The sequence below is a fragment of the Nocardia sp. No.11 genome, assembly GCF_038752175.1.
Classification (GTDB): domain Bacteria; phylum Actinomycetota; class Actinomycetes; order Mycobacteriales; family Mycobacteriaceae; genus Nocardia; species Nocardia canadensis.
The window spans coordinates 1-16,433 of the sequence record NZ_JBCGFB010000006.1 but is presented as its reverse complement, the minus strand read 5'-3'; the positions used below and the strand labels follow the sequence as shown (position 1 = coordinate 16,433).

At 67.3% G+C, this 16,433-nt stretch carries 14 protein-coding genes and 2 pseudogenes; 4 read left to right on the top strand and 12 right to left on the bottom strand.

What is annotated here, in order from left to right; genetic code table 11:
* Positions 1-190 precede the first annotated feature (190 nt).
* Positions 191-622: pseudogene (locus V8688_RS03285) on the top strand (alcohol dehydrogenase catalytic domain-containing protein); the annotation flags it as partial.
* 168 nt (positions 623-790) lie between these two features.
* Here the strand turns inward: V8688_RS03285 and V8688_RS03280 are convergent.
* Entirely contained in the window at positions 791-1,027 is a 237-nt protein-coding gene (locus V8688_RS03280; RefSeq protein WP_342800131.1) for a hypothetical protein, read from the bottom strand.
* Between the two features lie 428 nt (positions 1,028-1,455).
* On the opposite strand from V8688_RS03280, the pseudogene V8688_RS03275 reads away from it, so the two are divergent.
* Positions 1,456-1,710: pseudogene (locus tag V8688_RS03275) on the top strand (helix-turn-helix domain-containing protein); the annotation flags it as partial.
* 272 nt (positions 1,711-1,982) lie between these two features.
* On the opposite strand, the gene V8688_RS03270 reads toward V8688_RS03275, so the two are convergent.
* From V8688_RS03270 to V8688_RS03260, 3 genes are all read right to left on the bottom strand, one after another.
* Entirely contained in the window at positions 1,983-2,840 is an 858-nt protein-coding gene (locus V8688_RS03270; protein WP_342800130.1) for a type II CAAX endopeptidase family protein, read from the bottom strand.
* Between the two features lie 207 nt (positions 2,841-3,047).
* Entirely contained in the window at positions 3,048-3,704 is a 657-nt protein-coding gene (locus V8688_RS03265) for a response regulator transcription factor (protein WP_342800129.1), read from the bottom strand.
* Positions 3,701-4,840 carry a sensor histidine kinase gene (locus V8688_RS03260; protein WP_342800128.1) on the bottom strand — a complete coding sequence of 380 codons (1,140 nt, stop codon included), beginning with the start codon at positions 4,838-4,840 and terminating at the stop codon, positions 3,701-3,703. Before V8688_RS03260 ends, V8688_RS03265 begins: the two co-directional genes overlap by 4 nt.
* A 159-nt stretch (positions 4,841-4,999) precedes the next feature.
* Between V8688_RS03260 and V8688_RS03255 the strand changes: the two genes are divergently transcribed.
* Entirely contained in the window at positions 5,000-5,479 is a 480-nt protein-coding gene (locus V8688_RS03255; protein ID WP_218719083.1) for a DUF6326 family protein, read from the top strand.
* Positions 5,480-5,491: 12 nt separating this feature from the next.
* Here the strand turns inward: V8688_RS03255 and V8688_RS03250 are convergent, their stop codons facing one another.
* The 4 genes from V8688_RS03250 to V8688_RS03235 all read right to left on the bottom strand — a co-directional run bounded on the left by V8688_RS03250 (position 5,492) and on the right by V8688_RS03235 (position 10,615).
* Complete coding sequence (locus V8688_RS03250; protein WP_342800127.1) at positions 5,492-6,364, bottom strand: lysophospholipase; 873 nt, start codon at positions 6,362-6,364, stop codon at positions 5,492-5,494.
* A 66-nt stretch (positions 6,365-6,430) separates the two neighbouring features.
* Entirely contained in the window at positions 6,431-7,186 is a 756-nt protein-coding gene (locus V8688_RS03245; protein WP_342800126.1) for a helix-turn-helix transcriptional regulator, read from the bottom strand.
* 265 nt (positions 7,187-7,451) lie between these two features.
* On the bottom strand, positions 7,452-8,882 hold the full coding sequence (locus tag V8688_RS03240) for an NAD(P)/FAD-dependent oxidoreductase (protein WP_342800125.1): 1,431 nt from the start codon (positions 8,880-8,882) through the stop codon (positions 7,452-7,454).
* Complete coding sequence (locus V8688_RS03235) at positions 8,882-10,615, bottom strand: DUF3556 domain-containing protein (RefSeq protein ID WP_342800124.1); 1,734 nt, start codon at positions 10,613-10,615, stop codon at positions 8,882-8,884. The genes V8688_RS03240 and V8688_RS03235 overlap by 1 nt, the downstream gene beginning before the upstream one ends.
* Before the next feature lie 101 nt (positions 10,616-10,716).
* Between V8688_RS03235 and V8688_RS03230 the strand changes: the two genes are divergently transcribed.
* A complete protein-coding gene (locus V8688_RS03230) occupies positions 10,717-11,349 on the top strand; it encodes a TetR/AcrR family transcriptional regulator (RefSeq protein ID WP_316574482.1) in 633 nt (210 codons plus the stop codon).
* 525 nt (positions 11,350-11,874) lie between these two features.
* Here the strand turns inward: V8688_RS03230 and V8688_RS03225 are convergent.
* The 4 genes from V8688_RS03225 to V8688_RS03210 form a co-directional block, all read right to left on the bottom strand.
* On the bottom strand, positions 11,875-13,005 hold the full coding sequence (locus V8688_RS03225; RefSeq protein WP_342800123.1) for a helix-turn-helix domain-containing protein: 1,131 nt from the start codon (positions 13,003-13,005) through the stop codon (positions 11,875-11,877).
* 132 nt (positions 13,006-13,137) lie between these two features.
* Entirely contained in the window at positions 13,138-14,418 is a 1,281-nt protein-coding gene (locus tag V8688_RS03220; protein ID WP_342800122.1) for a lipase family protein, read from the bottom strand.
* 984 nt (positions 14,419-15,402) lie between these two features.
* Positions 15,403-15,804 carry a cold shock domain-containing protein gene (locus V8688_RS03215; RefSeq protein ID WP_342800121.1) on the bottom strand — a complete coding sequence of 134 codons (402 nt, stop codon included), beginning with the start codon at positions 15,802-15,804 and terminating at the stop codon, positions 15,403-15,405.
* Between the two features lie 322 nt (positions 15,805-16,126).
* Positions 16,127-16,393 carry a hypothetical protein gene (locus tag V8688_RS03210; RefSeq protein WP_342800120.1) on the bottom strand — a complete coding sequence of 89 codons (267 nt, stop codon included), beginning with the start codon at positions 16,391-16,393 and terminating at the stop codon, positions 16,127-16,129.
* Between the last annotated feature and the right edge of the window lie 40 nt (positions 16,394-16,433).

Genomic DNA, 16,433 nt, shown 5'->3' with positions numbered 1-16,433 from the left:
CAGGAACTGCGTTCTCGGACGTGGAAGCGAGCCGCGAGACGATGCGCGACCGCACCGACGCCGGCGAGACCCCAGACCGAGAGTCCGGAGTCGATTCCATCCACTACGCGCGGAGGTGGCGATCGGGGTCATCGACGAACACCGACGGGCTGCGCAGCTCGGCGCACCCGGACCCTGAGAGGTCGTCGTCGACGTCCGAGCGACCGCCGTCTGTCACCCCGGTGCGGGCGTCTTCTCCGGAAAGCTCCCCGCGCCACTGCCTTTGGTGCCGGGTCACGAAGGCGCCGGGGTAGCCACCGAGGTCGGCGATGGCTCCCAGCGCACCGCCGTGCCCGCCGGAGCGACCATCCGCGTCTCCGACCAGGTGCCGATCGCTTCGGCCGACCTACTCGGCTGCGGAGTGCTCACCGGATTCGGGGGCGCGATCAAGACCGGTGGGATGCGGGTCGGTGACGCTGTCGCGGTCGTCTGTTGCGGCGGTGTGGGTCTCAACGCCGCGCAAGGCGCGCGCATCGCGGGGACGACCACGATCATCGCCATCGGTGTCCGCGCCGACCGGCTCGCCCTGGCCACCGACCTCGGCGCGACCCCTACCCCGACGCGGGTGGCGGCGGGCCGGTAGAGCGAGTTTCCGATGCGGCTCGAGCTCAACCGGCCGGGCGAGCTGCGGCTCGACGAGGCGTACGAAGAAATACGGGCCGCAACATCCGCGATGTCATCGACTTCGAAGGCCGACACCGAGACCGGCTGAGCGTGCGTCGCGTCGGCCACGCAGCTTTCTGGCCTGGTACTACACCGAGCCAGACGCCCTGCCGAGGCGACCCAGCAGGCGTCGCTGCGCACTTTCGGTTTCCGGAACCGAGATCGGCGATCCGAACTCGCCGGACGCAGACAGCAGCGGACCGATCAGCTCCACTACCGGCAAGACCACGGCCACGACCTCGGCGTCCATCGTGTCCTGCGCGCCCACCGCACGCGCCAGATCCCATGTGTGCGTGATCAAATCGACCGTGAGCACCCGAGCCAAGTCACGACCGTAGCCTGACCGCCGAACGGCGACAGCTACGGCGCCGACCGCTCCAGCACCTGCGGCAGCAGCAACCCGACTGCACGGCCACACAAGCCCGCGACCAGGCGGCCACCGGCCCGTCCGCCGATCCTGGGATCGGTCGCCCGTGCAGTCGGCGAGCCATCTGCTCATGGTTGGCCGTCACATGGTCGACCAGCGCTCGGACCTCCCACTCCGGGCAGGGAGTGGCCAAACCCCACTGATCGGCCTGCACCTGGTCGAGGCAGATCAGGAATCGCTCGGACTTGCAGTTTGCAAGTGACAGCCTTGTAGACCTACTTGCAACAGACAAGACACTCTTGTGAAAGCAATCACCTTGGCCCTCAACGACATCGGGGTCGAACCGACGGATCCCCTACGCTCCCCCCTGCCCGCTGGCCGCCGCCTTGGACCTGGTCGGTGACCGCTGGACCCTGCTGATGATCCGCGACCTCCTCGGCGGCAAACGCCGCTACAGCGAGTTCCTGGCTTCCCCCGAACGGATCACGACCAACGTGCTGGCCGACCGGCTCCGCCGGCTCGAGCGCGCCGGGCTGGTCCACACCGTCGCCTACCAACAGCACCCACCGCGGCACGAATACCACCTGACCGACTCCGGCCGCGCCCTTCTCCCCGCCATCCGAGCCTTGGCGCACTGGGGCGCCGACAACATCGTCGGGGCGAGCGACACCACCACCGCCTCCGCGACTTTCGGTCTCGCACCCGACTCCCGAACTCCCCGGCAAGCACCACCCGTGTCTGCGGAATCGTCAGCCGACCAGGGACCGCTGCCGAACGTAATCCGCACGGCTGCAAGCCCGTTGGCGCTCACACCTGCGGTGAGCATTGACCCGCATCGCTTCATCGGCGGGAACCTCTTCCAAGCCACGTTGCTCGCCGGCGAACGGCACTCACACCGCAGGCCTGGTCAGGATCATCGAGATACTCGCTCTTCGCCGCCGCCGAGCTGGGCGCGAGCTTCGACAGCTCCCTGGACTACCGGCGCCGGGTTCGCGCGCATCAGCCACAGCGCGGCGGCGAGTGTCAGCACCCAGCCGATCACTTCGATGAGCAGGTGATCTGTCGCGTCGGGGACCGATTGCAGCAGGTACACCCGGACGCTGTTGATCGCTCCGTGCGTCATGACCGCCGGCCAGACACTCCCCGACCGCCAACGAAGCGCGAGCAGCAGCGGCGCCCACGGCAGCATGCCCGCGAAATAGATGACGAGGTCCGCCGGTGGGCGGTCTCCGATGACAGCGATCACCGGCAGGTGCCAGACGATCCAGACCGCACCGCTGACCAGGGCCAGCGGCCAGAATCCCCAGGACGCGGCGCGGGTCGCCAGCCAGCCGCGCCAGCCGAATTCCTCTCCGACAGCGAAGACCGACTGCAGGACGAAGACCGGAACGACCCATACTGTCGCCGCCAAGATCTCGTCGAGCGGATTGAGCGGCCAGATCCCCGATGCCACTGCGATGCCCGCCTGAATGGCGGCGATGGCGGCGATGAGACCGATGCCGATGCCGGCCCACGTGGGTGTGTCGCGCCACCCGGTGGCGAATGTCTCGCGGAACGTTCCGGGTCGCCGGACGAGCCACAGGATGATCGCGGCGAGTAGCGGGGTCAGTTGCAGGATCGGAACGATCAGGTTGTTGAAATCCGTGGAGACGAGCCGAAAGACCATCGGAACGGACAGCGTGTAGCACAGGACAATGGCGATCCCGAAGAACCACGCGACATCGGTGAAAGTCGATCCGGTCGAATTGCCGCGCGCACGGATTGTCGTCATGGCTGCCCGCCGCCTCTGGCAACACGATCCGGCCCTACCCGTCCTCGCCCCGGCGTCGACAATGGGCTACACCGACCAGAATTCGTTGTCGAAAAGCACGCATCATGGTTCATGCACGGACCGTAGCAACAGGTTTCGGACTTCGAATCCCGGAAAGCCCCGGAAATCTACCCTGAAAAATCCCCTACCCGACGTCCTCCGCACCCGCTATTCGGCTCGCCCGCGTCTGGTGTCGTAGGCCCACATCGCGATCTCGACGCGGTTGCGGGCGCCGAGCTTGCTCATCAACGAGGCGACGTGGGTCTTGACCGTGCTCAGCCCGACGAAGAGTTCGATGGCGATCTCGGCGTTGGTCCGCCCGCGCGCCACCAGCGCGAGCACCTCCTCCTCGCGCTCGGTGAGCGGGTCGATGGGCTGGACCGGTACCACCGGCGCCTGGCCGGCGAAGGTCGCCAGCAGCCGGCGGGTGACGTTGGGGGCGATCAGGGCGTCCCCGTTGGCCGCCGCGTGGATGGCCTGGACGAGCAGCTCCGGCCCGGCGTCTTTGAGCAGGAAGCCGCGGGCGCCGGCGCGTAGGGCGCCGAGAACGTACTCATCGAGGTCGAAGGTGGTGATCACGACGACCGCCATCGGGTCCGGGACGCCCGGCCCGGCGAGGCGTCGCGTCACCTCGACGCCGTCGAGCCCGGGCATCCGGATGTCGACCAGCAGGACATCGGGACGCAGCCGAGTCGCCAGGTCGAGCGCTGCGAGCCCGTCCGCCGCCTCCCCCACGACCTCTAGGTCGGGTTGCGCGCCGAGGATCATCACCAGCCCGGTCCGGACCAAGTCCTGGTCGTCGGCTACGACCACACGAATGCTCATGCCGGCGCGTCCACGGGCAGGACCGCCTCGACCACCCAACCACCGTCGCGCCCCGGCCCCGCGAACAGCGACCCGCCCAGGAGCTGGGCACGTTCGGCCATGCCCAGCAGACCGAATCCAGGTGCCGGGACCGGCCCCGGCACGGTCTGTCCATCGTCGCTGACCCGCAGCCTGACGGTGTCGCCGTCGCGGCGGACGTCGATCGCGACGCGGGTCGCGCTCCGGGCGTGCCGTACGGCATTGGTCAGCGACTCCTGCGCGAGCCGATAGAGCGCGGCGTCCACGGGACGTGCCAGCCGGGTCGACGAACCGTCCAGCGAGACCTCGACGGTGAGCGTCGCGTCGGCGCGCGCCAGCGCAGGCAGGTCCGCGACACCCAGCTGCGGTGCGTAGGCGACGGCTTCGTCCGCACGCAGCACCCGCACCATGGACCTCATCTCTGCCAGAGTTCGCGACGCTTCGGACTCTATCGCGGCCAGGATCTCGACGGCCTTCTCCGGCTGCACGGCGGCGACCACGCCACCGGCCTGTGCTTGCACCGCGATGGCCGAGACGTGGTGGGCCACGGTGTCGTGCAGCTCGCGCGCCAGCGCCACCCGCTCCTGATTGCGGATCTCGCGCTGTTGGCGATGCCAGAGGTCCGCGCGGTAGCGGAACACCGCCGCCAGGGCGACGAACAACAGCACGAGGACGGTTCCGCCGAAAACATCGGCCAAGCCCGCGGAGGAGGCGTACATCCCCAGCGCGACGACGACTGCCACGAACGCCGTGCCCACGACGATCTCCCGTCCCGAACCCCACCGCACCAGCGAGTAGAGCAGGATCAAGACGGCCATCATGGAATAGCGGGCGAGGTCCCCGGCATCGGCCGTCAGCTGCAGGATCGAGAGCAGCCCCGCGATGCCCCACCCGACCAGGGCGGCCGACAGGGGGCGGATTCGCCGCCAGAGCAGGGCGGGCATCAGCCCCAGGGCGAGCACCGCGACAAGGGGTCGCCAAGCAGAGCCCGGCGCAAGGGCGAGTTCGACCAGGGTGGCGGCCGCGAACACCCCCACCAGCAGCCAGTCGAGACGACCGATAGGCGGGGCGCCTCCGGGCCGCGGCTCATGCCAGAGGGAGCGACGGACGGTGACCACGGCTCCAGCCTAGGGATCGGAGTGCCTCGGCGTATCCGCCGAAAGTACGAGACCCAGACCATGCCATCGGCCAGGTGAACTCCGGCCTCCGGGCCGGTGTGCCCGGCGCCGGGCTCAGCGATCGTGGACCTACCTACCCGTCCCACAACGGAGCCCATGATGAGAACACCGCAACCCACCACCACCCTGGACGCCCAGCCGATGCCGGTGCGAGCCAAGCTCGCCGCCGCGTGGACGAGCTTCATGTTCCTGTACGCCTACGTGGACATCCTCAACTTCTTCACGCCCGGCGTCGTGCAGGACATCCTCGACGGCAGGGTCTTCGAGTTCGCTCTCTCCCAGACCTTTTCGACCTCGGCGCTGACCCTCCTGGCCGTCCCGATCTTCATGGTCGTGCTGTCGATGACGCTGCCCGCCGGGGTGAACCGTGTCGCGAACCTCGTCGTGGCTTCGCTCTACGTCCCCGTCACGGTGTTCAACGTGGTGGGCGCGTCCTGGCTGTACTTCTACGGCCTCGGCATCGTCTTGGAACTGATCCTTCTCGGCCTCATCCTGCGGTACGCCTGGAGCTGGCCCCGCACCGTACCTTCGACGACCAGCCCGGACCCCGAAACCGTTCGCGCGCAGCAGCAAGCGTGAACTGTCTCGGGGTCACCCGGGATGACGCTCGGCGTCGGACTTCCCGCCGCCGAGCGTCCGGTCGACCCATGCGATGACGTCGGCCAGGATGGCCGGCCCCTCTGGTTCATCCTCCACCCCGTGGTAGACGCCCGGACAGGTCATCAGCGTCGCCGATGGCACGCGGTCGACCACCCGGCGGCTGGCGGAGAGCGGATTGATCAGATCGGCGTCGCCGTGAACCACGAGGAGCGGTACGGCGACTCGGGTGGCAGCCGATGCCACGCGATCCATCTGTGCCACGACGTCGATCGCGAAGCGTGCCGTCGCCCGCCCATGAACCAAGGGGTCGGCGTGCCGTTCGGCGACGACGTCGGGGTCGCGATTGACACGCTCGAACCGCAGCCCGTTCGGCAATGTCAGGGTGGCGAAGGTGCGTCCGAGGCTCCTGACCACAGCCAGCTTGAGACGCTGCTTCCGCAGCTCCGAGTCGAAAGCGGGTCCGGTCGCCACGACCGCGGCCACGTCCGTCCCCGGCCGGTCCGCCGCGTAGAGGAACGCGTAGAGCCCGCCCAGGCTGTGGCCGTACAGCACGACCGGCGCGCCGCCCGTTCGCCTGCGCTCGTGGGCGATCAGATGGTCCACGGCCCGCGCCGTCGACTGGTATCGGACGTCGCCGCGGCGTCCTTCGGATCGCCCGAATCCTTCGTAGTCCATGGCAAGCACGGAGAAGCCGGCCGCGGTGAACGATCGAGCCGTGCGGTCGTAGCGGGCGGCGTGCTCGCCGAGACCGTGCAAGAGGACGACACTGGCCCGCGCAGGCCCGCTCGGGGCCCAGCGGTGCGAGGTGAGTCGGGGGCCGACGCCGTCCGGCGTAAAGGAGTCGACGATGGGTGCGTTGTTCACGAGCAGTTCCTTTCCGGTCTGCTCGAGCCTCGCCGCTTCCCCTTGCTCCAGGATTGGACCAACCTGCTAGATCGGCAGGATCTCCCAACGGATCGTGCCGAACGCGGTGGGCGGGCCGCCGAAGGTGCGGCGACACGTCCTCGTGAGGTGGGAGCTGTCGGTGAACCCGGCCAGGTGAGCCGCGTCGGTGAGCGTCCGGCCCTGCGCGACCGCCGCGGTCGCCCGGAGCAGCCGGAGCCATCGCACGTAAGCCCGGAAGGTGATTCCGAGCTCCTGGGCGAAGAGGTGGGCCAGTCTGCTCTCCGACAGATGAACGCTCGCGGCGAGGTCGCGAAGCCGAATGGGGCGTGAGTCCAGCTCGGCCTGCAGGCGGGTGCGCGCGGCGACGACTCCCGGATGCAGCGGGAGCGAGGTGTGTCCGGGAGGGCGCAGACGCCCTTCCACGTACGCGCTGTGACCGTCGATCAGGGTCTGTCCCGCGTGATCCCAGGCGTGAGCGTGGGACGGGTCGCCGACCAGCGCGATCAGCTCGGCGCCCAGACACGACTCGGGCTCGACGTGCGCCACGACGCCCCAGGCGTCGACGGCGCTGAACGCGTGCGACTGATCGGCGGGAACGATCGCCGCGGTGGTCCGCCGCTGACGGCCCTGGGGATCCTCGACGACGAACGTCCCCCGATGGGCGACGGCCACCTGCACGGAGTGGTGCGAATGGGCGGGCAGACTTCCCAACGGACCCTCGATCTCGAGCACACCGGGACGCAAGCGCCCGATGCCGGACCACCGCGAGATCAATGGCTGTCGCTCGTCCGGCGCGTGCATCGCCTGAAATATACGCGGCGCGGGCGCGCGGCGACCACCGCCGCGAACCGGCAGTCCGGGCATCGGCACCGTGGACAGCTACGCGGCCGTTCGGTGTGCCGACGTGCTTGCCCGGCGACCCGCCCCGCGCCGGCGAGCGTCAGCACGCCCATCTCCTGGGCAGCGTCCGCTGCCTTGGCAGCACCATGGTGACCAGGGCGGTGTCGACCAGCCATGCAGCAGCCGAACGCCTGCCCCCAGCAACCGGAGCCCCGCCGTGACGGTGTCACCGCCGACGTGGGGCGTGACAGTCGCGGCGAAGCGCCGACAGCGCGGCGAGATGTCCACACATGCCGTGCACCCCGGTACCGGGCGGTGTCGAGGAGGAGCACAGGTAGTGGCCGTCGACACCGAGCCAGTACGGATCCAGCGAAAGCCTCGGGCGAGCGATGAGATTCACCAGGTCGAGGGCTCCGCCGTTGATGTCCCCGCCGACATAGTTCGGGTTCGAGCGCTGCAGCTCCCGCGGAGTGCTGACGTGGATGGCGGCGATACGTTCCCGGAAGCCGGGCGCGAACCGTTCGATCTGGCCGATGACGGCCGCCGTCGCATCGCCGTCGTATCGGTGCGGCACATGCGCGTAGGCGTAGATGGGCACCATGTCACCGACCGCACGGCTGGGATCCATGACGGCCTGTTGAGCGACCAGGACGAACGGACGTTCCGGCATCACGCCTCGGAAGGTGTTCCGCTCGGCCGCGACGACCTCCTCGTAGCTTCCGCACACATGAACGGTCCCCGCGGCTCCGACCGCGGGGTTGGACCAGGGAATCCCGCCGTGAACAGCCATGTCGACCTTGAAGGCCGCCGCGCCGTAGCGATGTCGGCGTAGCGCGCGCCGTACACGCCCCGGCAGGCGATAACCGAGGAGCCGCAGCGGCAGCTGTGGACCGGTATCGAACATCACGTAATCGAAACCGGTCAGTTGGTGTACTTCTTTTATGACACACCGGGTTTCGATGCGACCGCCCAGTGCGCGCAGCACACCGGCCATGCCGTCGGCCAGCCGTCCCGTTCCGCCGACCACGCAGGGCCACCCGTGCCTGTGCGCCACGGCGCCGAACATCAGTCCGATCGCCGAGGTCGGCGGACGAGTCAGCGGCGTCCAGGCGTGAGCGGCGTTGCCCGCGAACAGGGCTCGGGCTTCAGCAGTTCGGAAGGCCTGTGACAGCACGGTGGCGGGCACGATGCCCGCGGCCGCGAAGAGTCCGAACTCGACGGGACGACCGGGTACCTTCACCATCGGCGCCCAGATGTCGGGTGCGAGCGTGTCGTAGTCGCGGCTCAGTCTGCCCATCAGCGCGCGCCAGGCACGCCCGTCGACGCCCAGCTCCCGGGCGGTCCGGTCGATGGACCGGTAGAGCAGCCCGGCACCTCCGCCGTCGAGCGGGTGGGCGAGATCGATGTCCGGCCAAGCCCACCGCACCCCGTGGGATTCGAGATCCAGCGACTGAATGAACGGCGACCCGACGGCGCTCGGCACGATCGCGGCGCAGTGATCGTGCAGTAGTCCAGGAAGCGTCAGTTCGCTGGACCGCAATCCGCCGCCGATGGTGTCGGCGGCTTCGGCGACCGTGACCCGCACGCCGGCCCGGGCGAGCGTGATGGCCGCGGCCAGCCCATTGGGACCCGAGCCGACGACCAGTGCGCTCGACATCAGCGCAGACTCCACGCGACCGACACCGGCACCGTATCGTCCCAAGGCTGACGATCGACGACGTCGGCGACATCGATACTGCCGCGTTCGAACTCACCGGAGACCGCATCGACGAGGCGGTATTGCTGGCGCTGCCGATGGATGGGCTGGGCATCGAGCATCACGATGCGCACTTCACCCGGCTCGAATCCGCAGCGCTTCCGCAGCGCGGCGACGAGCTGCTCGTTGCTCATGTGGCCGTCGCCGAAGTTCCAGCCGAGCACGGTGGATACCATGCGTTCGCCGTCGACGAGCACGTAGTCGTCCTCGTTCAGCCCGGCCATCGCCCGGTGCGCGAGGGTGAACAACCCTTTGCCGTGGGTGTTGAAGGCACGGAAGGCGTATCCCATGTACATCGGAATCTGCGCGGCCTCCTTGCTGCCGTAGAAGCGCTCCAACTGCGCGGCAGGCATGCTCGCGATCGACACCACGTTCTTTTCGATCTTTGCCGATGCCGACGGCTTCACGCACCACAGGGTGGTATCCCAATTGCCGGCGTAGTACCTCATCCCCGCAAGGAAAGACACCTTGCGGGGAAAGAGGTTTCCGATGATGACGATGCACACCAACACCCCCAGCAGAAGCAGAGGCAGTGGGGTGGTCATATCGCCGAGTCCGACGGGTGCCTGCCCGACGAACAGCGCCAGCACGGCGAACATCATGAAGACGTTCCACTCCAGCGGCACGCCCATGGGAATGGAGGACAGGATTCCGAAGTGGAAACCCAGCATGATGATCGCGAAGACCCAGGTCGGCCAGCCACCGTGCGAGAGCAGCAGTCCGACGGGTGCCACCATTTCGACAACGGTCGACAGATGCGCCAACCACCTCGCGATCCAGCTCGGGCGGAGGTCATCGGGGAAGCGCACGAAGAATCGCCGTTTGATCCATCGCGGTCGAAAGACCGGATTGTTGGCCATCATCGTGGAGATCACGAAAGGGAAATGCTTGTTGAGCTTGGAGGTGGCCGCGCCCATCCAGATGACGACGCAGACCAGCTTGGCCGCGAGGATCATGTCGACGCCGTAGCTCGCGAACAGGAAGGCCACGGTGAACGACCCGTACACCTCGCCTCGGGCAGCGAGGAAGATGACTTTGTCTCGCAGGCCGAGAACCGCCAGCAGTCCCAGCACCGTCCAGATCTGCCAGGCGGGCAGCACTCCGATGTCGGTGCCCAGCGCCTGGACGGGGCCGGTGCCGTCGGAGAACAACGCGGTCACCAGTGCCATCAGGAGCGCCGCGTACAGCACGACATCCCACAGCGTGCGGCTGTCGCCCGCGGTCAGCGGGATCCGGTTCGGCCACGGCGCCAAGCGAATCGTCTGGGGACGCAGCCAATACAGAATGGACCCCATCGGCGGGAAGAACCGGTTGTTCAGCGGGCCGAAGCCGCAGCCGAAGCCGACGACCTCGAACAGCATCGTGTACAGCACGGCCTTCTCGAACACGATCGGCTCGGCGTACCAGTCTGCGACATCGGTGAAGCCGTCGATACCGTCGGTGGTCAGCATGATCAACCACGCCGCGAGCACATACAGCGCGATCTTCGCGACGTAGAACAGGTGTAGCACGACGGGTGTTCCGAAACCGACCTCGGCCCAATGCCGGGCCATCGGCATGATCTTCTCGGCGCGAGTGCCTTTGCTCCACTGCTCGAAGTCGATCTTCGGGACTTCCTGCTCGAAGAACCCCATCAGATACTCTCCCTGCGCAACGACATCAGCAATCGAAGACGCCGTTCGACACTTCGAGACCGCCGCCGAGACCCCGCCGGGTACGGGGTGGAAGGGGAAGCATGACCGAGAACGCCGTGCCGCGCCGTGTCCCGTGGCGTGTGCCGACCGGTTCCACCGCGCAGGATCCGCGAGATCGCATCATCGAGGCAGCGTCGCGATGCCTGGAGCGATTCGGTGTCGACCGGACGTCGATCACGGCGATCGCCCGCGAGGCCGGGGTATCTCGCCAGACGGTCTACAACCACTTCACGACCCGCGAAGACATCATTCTCGAAGCCGTGCAGACCGCGGCGACGGCCGCCTCCGAACGCATCCTCGCCACGGCGCGGACCCAGCCCACGGCCGCGGCTTTCGTGGTCGAACTCTGTTTGGCCGCAATGGCAGAATTCCGACGCAATCCGGCCATCTCGCCGCTGATCCCCGTCTTGGATTGGCCACAGACCCGAGCGCATGCGCTCGAACCCGACGTCATCGCAACTGTCCGGCATTTTCTTGAACCGATCCTGTCCTACTTGCCTGAGCGAGAGCCGTTCCTCGACGAGATGACCGAGACCTATCTGCGCTTCGAGCTCTCGCTGCTGACCATTGAGAGCGCCCGATCCCGCTCGCCCGAGATGCTGCGCAGCTACCTGCACCGCGTTCTCGTACCAGCCCTTGGACTGCCTCTGGATTCGCATCACATTGACAGTTAAGACACCCGCTGTCAATGGTGAACTTCGACTGGTCGACTTCTACCACTCCAGGGGGACGAATCGGCCCAGGAGGGCCGGTAGCCACCAATGCGTGCCGAACACTCCCCGGCAAGCCCATCAGCGCCTCGACTACTACCGATCGCTCGGGCTGTGCCGCTCGCCGCCGCCGCAGGCGAAGAGGCCACCCCGACCGGACGTGGCGGCAAAATGCGTCGTCCGAGTTCGACTGCGCCCGCCGGCGGCCGTCGACGGGGCTCGACAAGACTCGGCGAACGCGAGTTTCCGCTCGATGCTCACAGCCGTCGGGCCGTGCAGCTGGGCCGGATCGAAGATCTCCACAGACAATGTCGCGACGCACAACCACCCACCGCCCGATGTGCTCATCCTGGATGGTTGGTGGGGCACGTCAGCAGACACCGACGTCGACGTCGCTGGTGACGACTGCGGTCGCGGACGACGAAGCAGTCGGCTTCGCCGCGGAGAACTGGGCGTGCTCCGGGAGGGCTGTGAATCCGAATCCCGAGATCAATCGGCGCGGCGCCGAGGAGGATCCGCGGTGCGCGCAGGGTAGGTGACGATGCGCTGGGCGACCCGCGCGGCCATCAGAGTGGAAACGCCACTGGGCAGCAGCGGGTCGTAGCCGCTCAGTTCGGCGATGCGGGAGAGCCGATAGGTGACTGTGTTGCGGTGGATGAACAGCACCTGGGCGGCAGCATTGTGGTTGAACTCGCGGTCTATGAACACATCGAGCGTCTCCAGCAGCGCAGGATGGTCCGCGAGCGGATCGAGCAGCGCGGCCAGGGCGGGGAGGGTGGCTCCACCCGCTGCCACGGAGTATTCGAACATCATGTGGCTTCGGGTGCAGATCGTTTCGGGCCGGGCCAGGGCGCGGGCGGTCTCGGCGACGGTCTGCGCTTCGGTGTACGCCCCGGGGATGTCCGCCCGGGTGCGTGCGGTCGCGACTCCGATCCAGCATTCAGGCTGAATAGCATTGTTGGACAAACCGATTCGACTCGACAGCGCGGCCGCTGGATCGTCTTCGTCGGCCGGACGCAGAGGGACGAGCGCGATCCAGCCGCCGTTGTCGCGGTAGAGGAATGTACCTGGGAGCAGCCCCAGCCGGTTACGCAGAGCGGTGAGAGTGCCGGGCGCGGGTTCACCGAGCCGTACCGCGACAACGAGAAACGCCTCCGCGATAGGGATTTCGGGTGCGCCTGTCCCGCCACTGACCTCGCGTCCAGCCAGCAGGTCGGCGGCGATCTCGCCCTGACGTTCCAGGATGTCCCAGCGTGGCTGGCGACTGTCCTCGATCAGGACGGTGGCGATATGGGTGACCACCAGGTTGAGGTAGTTGGTCAGGCGCAGCCCGAGTTCCGGCAGCAGCGGGTACTCGTCCGGTTCGAGGGCCGAGATGGACTGACTCCACAGGAACGCGGTGCCGACGCGATAATTGGTCAGGATCTCCTCGAGCGACATGCCGTCACGGACCAGCCGCATCGCCCGCTCGACGATCGGGCGCGTGTCGTCTCTGGACAGCTCGTGGTCCATGGTGAGCGACTGGAAGAACAGTGCGATGTTGAGTTGGACACTCGGTACGAAGTCCGCGTCCAGCATGGAGTGTGGCAGCAGATCATCGGTTTTGAGGGTGGCGGCCAAGCCGGCCGCTTTGGCGTGCGTCCGCTCGACGACCTGCTGCCACCGCTTGTCGCGCGCGACGCCGGGCTCAGGGGAATACCTCTGGGTCATGTGCCCTCCTAAGACACCGGTCCCAAGCGGCGACCGGTTCACTCAAGCGCCCGGGAAGCCTTCGGGCAGCGGTGCGGGGAACCCGAGATTGAACGTCGGGCCCGGAGGCAAGCCGCGCAAGACGGCACTGGTCCACGCTACCGACGGAATCCAGCCGGTGACGGCATTCACCCCGTGTTCGGGCAGGGGAACGGTGATGAACCGCAGGTTCGCTCCGCTGTCCCAGTACTTGTCCACTGTCGGCAGCACTGTCGACGGTGGCACGACCTCGTCCCAGATGCCGTGCCACCACAGAATCGGGGTGTCCGGAATGTACTTGCCGAGACTGTTGTCTTCCAGCACTCGCAAGATCGCCGCTTCGGATTCCAACGATTTGCCGGGCATGAAATAGGCACCGAGTGGGCGATAGATACCTGACGGGGCGAGGGTGATGACGCAACGGGACTGGAAATCGCGCAGCAGTTGCCGGCCTTCCTCGGTCAGCAATTCCTCGGGGCGGAACACGTCCGGATACTCCCGCGCCAAGGCCGCGAACCCGAGCCACATGGTGAAATTGCCGATACCCGCGAGACCGCTTTGCGGCTGCACCGCGTACCTCGCGATAGCCGTGAGGTCGCCGGGGGTGCCGCCGATAGCCGTGCCGAGCAGCCGCACGTCGGGGGCGTAGGTCGCGCGCAATTCGGCCGCGCGGATCGAGCCCGAGCCACCCCCGGAGTATCCGTACAGCGCGATGCCGGCATCGGTCAGGCCCAGACCCGCATCGTTCTTCACCGCGCGCAGGCTGTCGAGCACCATCTTGCCCTCGGCGTAGGTGTTGAACGTATTGAACTTGCCGTCGAAGTCGGGGACGTTGAGGGCGAAGCCTTGCATCAGCCAGTAGATCGCGAGCGCGGACTCCTTCATCGTTCCGACCTGCAACGTGTAGGACGGATTGCAGGAGGAATCGGTGGAGTCGATGGCTTCCTGGAACGACACCACCGGCCGGGTACTGCCCTGCCACGGAATGCCCGGCACGATCACAGTCGTCGCCGTCACGATCGGATTGTCGTGGACGTCGTTGGACCGAAACAGCAGTTGCTTGGTGTACACCGGGAACGGGATGCCGACCAGGCGAGTCTGAACCTCCCGCGTGCGCACGATCTGCCCCGGCGCGTAGGACGCGAGGTCCTCTGGATCGTCGTACCAGCGGTCTTCCGCGGGCGTCGGAATCGGCAGCAGATCGTAGAGCTGCGGTTCCGCCGGCAGTTGCGGTAACTGGTTCTGGTCTGGAGGGAATGCGATATCGGTGGCATCACCCGCCGCGGTACCGGCACTGACCAGCACAGTTGCCGCGGATATCGTCGCGACAGTCAAGTGCCGCAACCACGTCTTACCCATTGAACCTCCAGCGTCATTGCCATGAAGTGTCGAAAGCCTCCCGGCACCTCAGACAAGAACATCGCATGACACAGCGCGGAGTCTTCGGCACGATCCCAGCAGTGGATGCCGGCATTAGTGCGTGTGCACAATCGAATCCGAGTCGTTTCACCAGTCTTGATCGACATTGCCGACCGGATGCTGCGGGGTTGACGGCGCCGGCAATGCCGGCTGCGGCTGCCACGGAATCAGCCATCGGCGCCGACCGGGGCGGCGAAGTACAGGTCAGTCACCTCGCCGCGGGAACCTGCTCGACGGCACGGCTGTCCCATCCCGGCTGCTGTAAGTCGGGTAGGTGTCGTCGTCGAGTTTGTCCGCGGCACGGGGCGGTTGGCGGGGTCGATGTTCGGGTGCCGCACGAAGCGCCTCGGCTTCGACACCGGAAGGCCCCGGCGCGCTGGCGCCGGGGCCTTGATGTACGACTGAGGGATTGGTTTCACATGAGTTCGACGGCCGTAAGGGCCGATCTGAGACACCGCATCCGACAACTCCCGGGATGCGGGACTGGTAAATGACTGTGCAGTGGCCACCACCTCCAATTTCGTCGGTTCTACCTGCGGTGTCTTGCGGTATTCACCCCCTCCGGCGGTCCGGCCGAGTGCACCGGATTCTCTTCTCCGCCGGAGGGGACGGTCGAACTGTCAACCCGGGCAGTTCGCCTGCCCGGCCATCTGATCTCCACTGGAACGTCAGCGACTATATACCTCTGCCTCGAGAATGTCTACACTCATCAGAACAGATTTACTCCACTGCCGGGGGTCGCTACGCGGGGTGACGTCCCGTGCCGATGCCAGAGCTCGACCGAGCGCCGCCGACAGGTTTCGACACTGCGACCTTGCGGTCATCGTGACCGGGTGGGCGGCGGCATGTCGCACCGCAATCGGCTAGGGGTCAGGCGGCCAGTGCTCGTCGGCAGCGGGTACGGCGTGACCACGACAGCTGCCGCACGCCGGCCCGCGGCAGCGGAGTCGACGCGATGGCGTCGATGTCGGTGGCAGGCTCGTCGTAGGTCAGGATCCGGACGGCCTCCGGGCCGCGGCCGGTGTCGGTCGCGGTGAAGATCACGCGCTGCCCGGCGTGCAGCGTCTTGTAGCCGGGGGTGTCGATGGCGGTGTAGTCGCAGAACACCGCGGGTCCGCCGTGGTCGGGAGTCAGGAACCCGAACCCCTTCTCGGCATCGAACCAGTCGACTCGGCCGGGCTGCCAGGCGATGGCGTCGGCACCGGGGTGCCGGTGCGGGTCCGGAGGGGTATGCGGATCAGCAGGCGAGGCAAGAGAAGTCGTCGTCGGCACAGGGAACGCTCCATGCTTGGTCGATACAGTCGAACAGATAAGCGGGTGTCGATAACGCGGGCGGATTCGCCCGCGTGCACCGCGGTGACATCCAGGCCCAACTCGGGTCGTCGTCGAAGACGAAGGCCTCCTGGTCGGCGAGGTCGGCCAGAGAGGCTTCGGTAAGACACCGGACGGAACCGGAGCCGGTGGCCGAACCCCCGCCAGGGTTCGGCCACCGGACTCGAGGGGAGTCGGATCGAGCTCCTTGGAAGAGTTCTTCGGGAATCGGTCGATACCCATCACCTCCTCGTCGAGAACAGGGTCGGATCGAAACCAGCGGCTACTCCAGCGGCGGAGGACTGCGCTGGGTGGGCGCCACCCGTCTCGTCGGCCACCGGCTTGATCGCAGCCTCGGCGCCGGGGGCCTCGGGCGGAACCCGGGCGAGTCACCCACGCAGGGCGGACACCCTCGCATTCGGGCGCCGATGGCGTCGATCTCGGCGACCAGGGCCGCGTAGTCGGGATCGAGGGCCACCAGCTCGGTGTCGTACCACCACGCCCGCCCGCGGCCGGTGTCGTTGCCGTAGTTGATGATCGAGGTTGACATCGTCGACCTCCACCCCGGCTCAGGCGTCGATGGCCTGGAG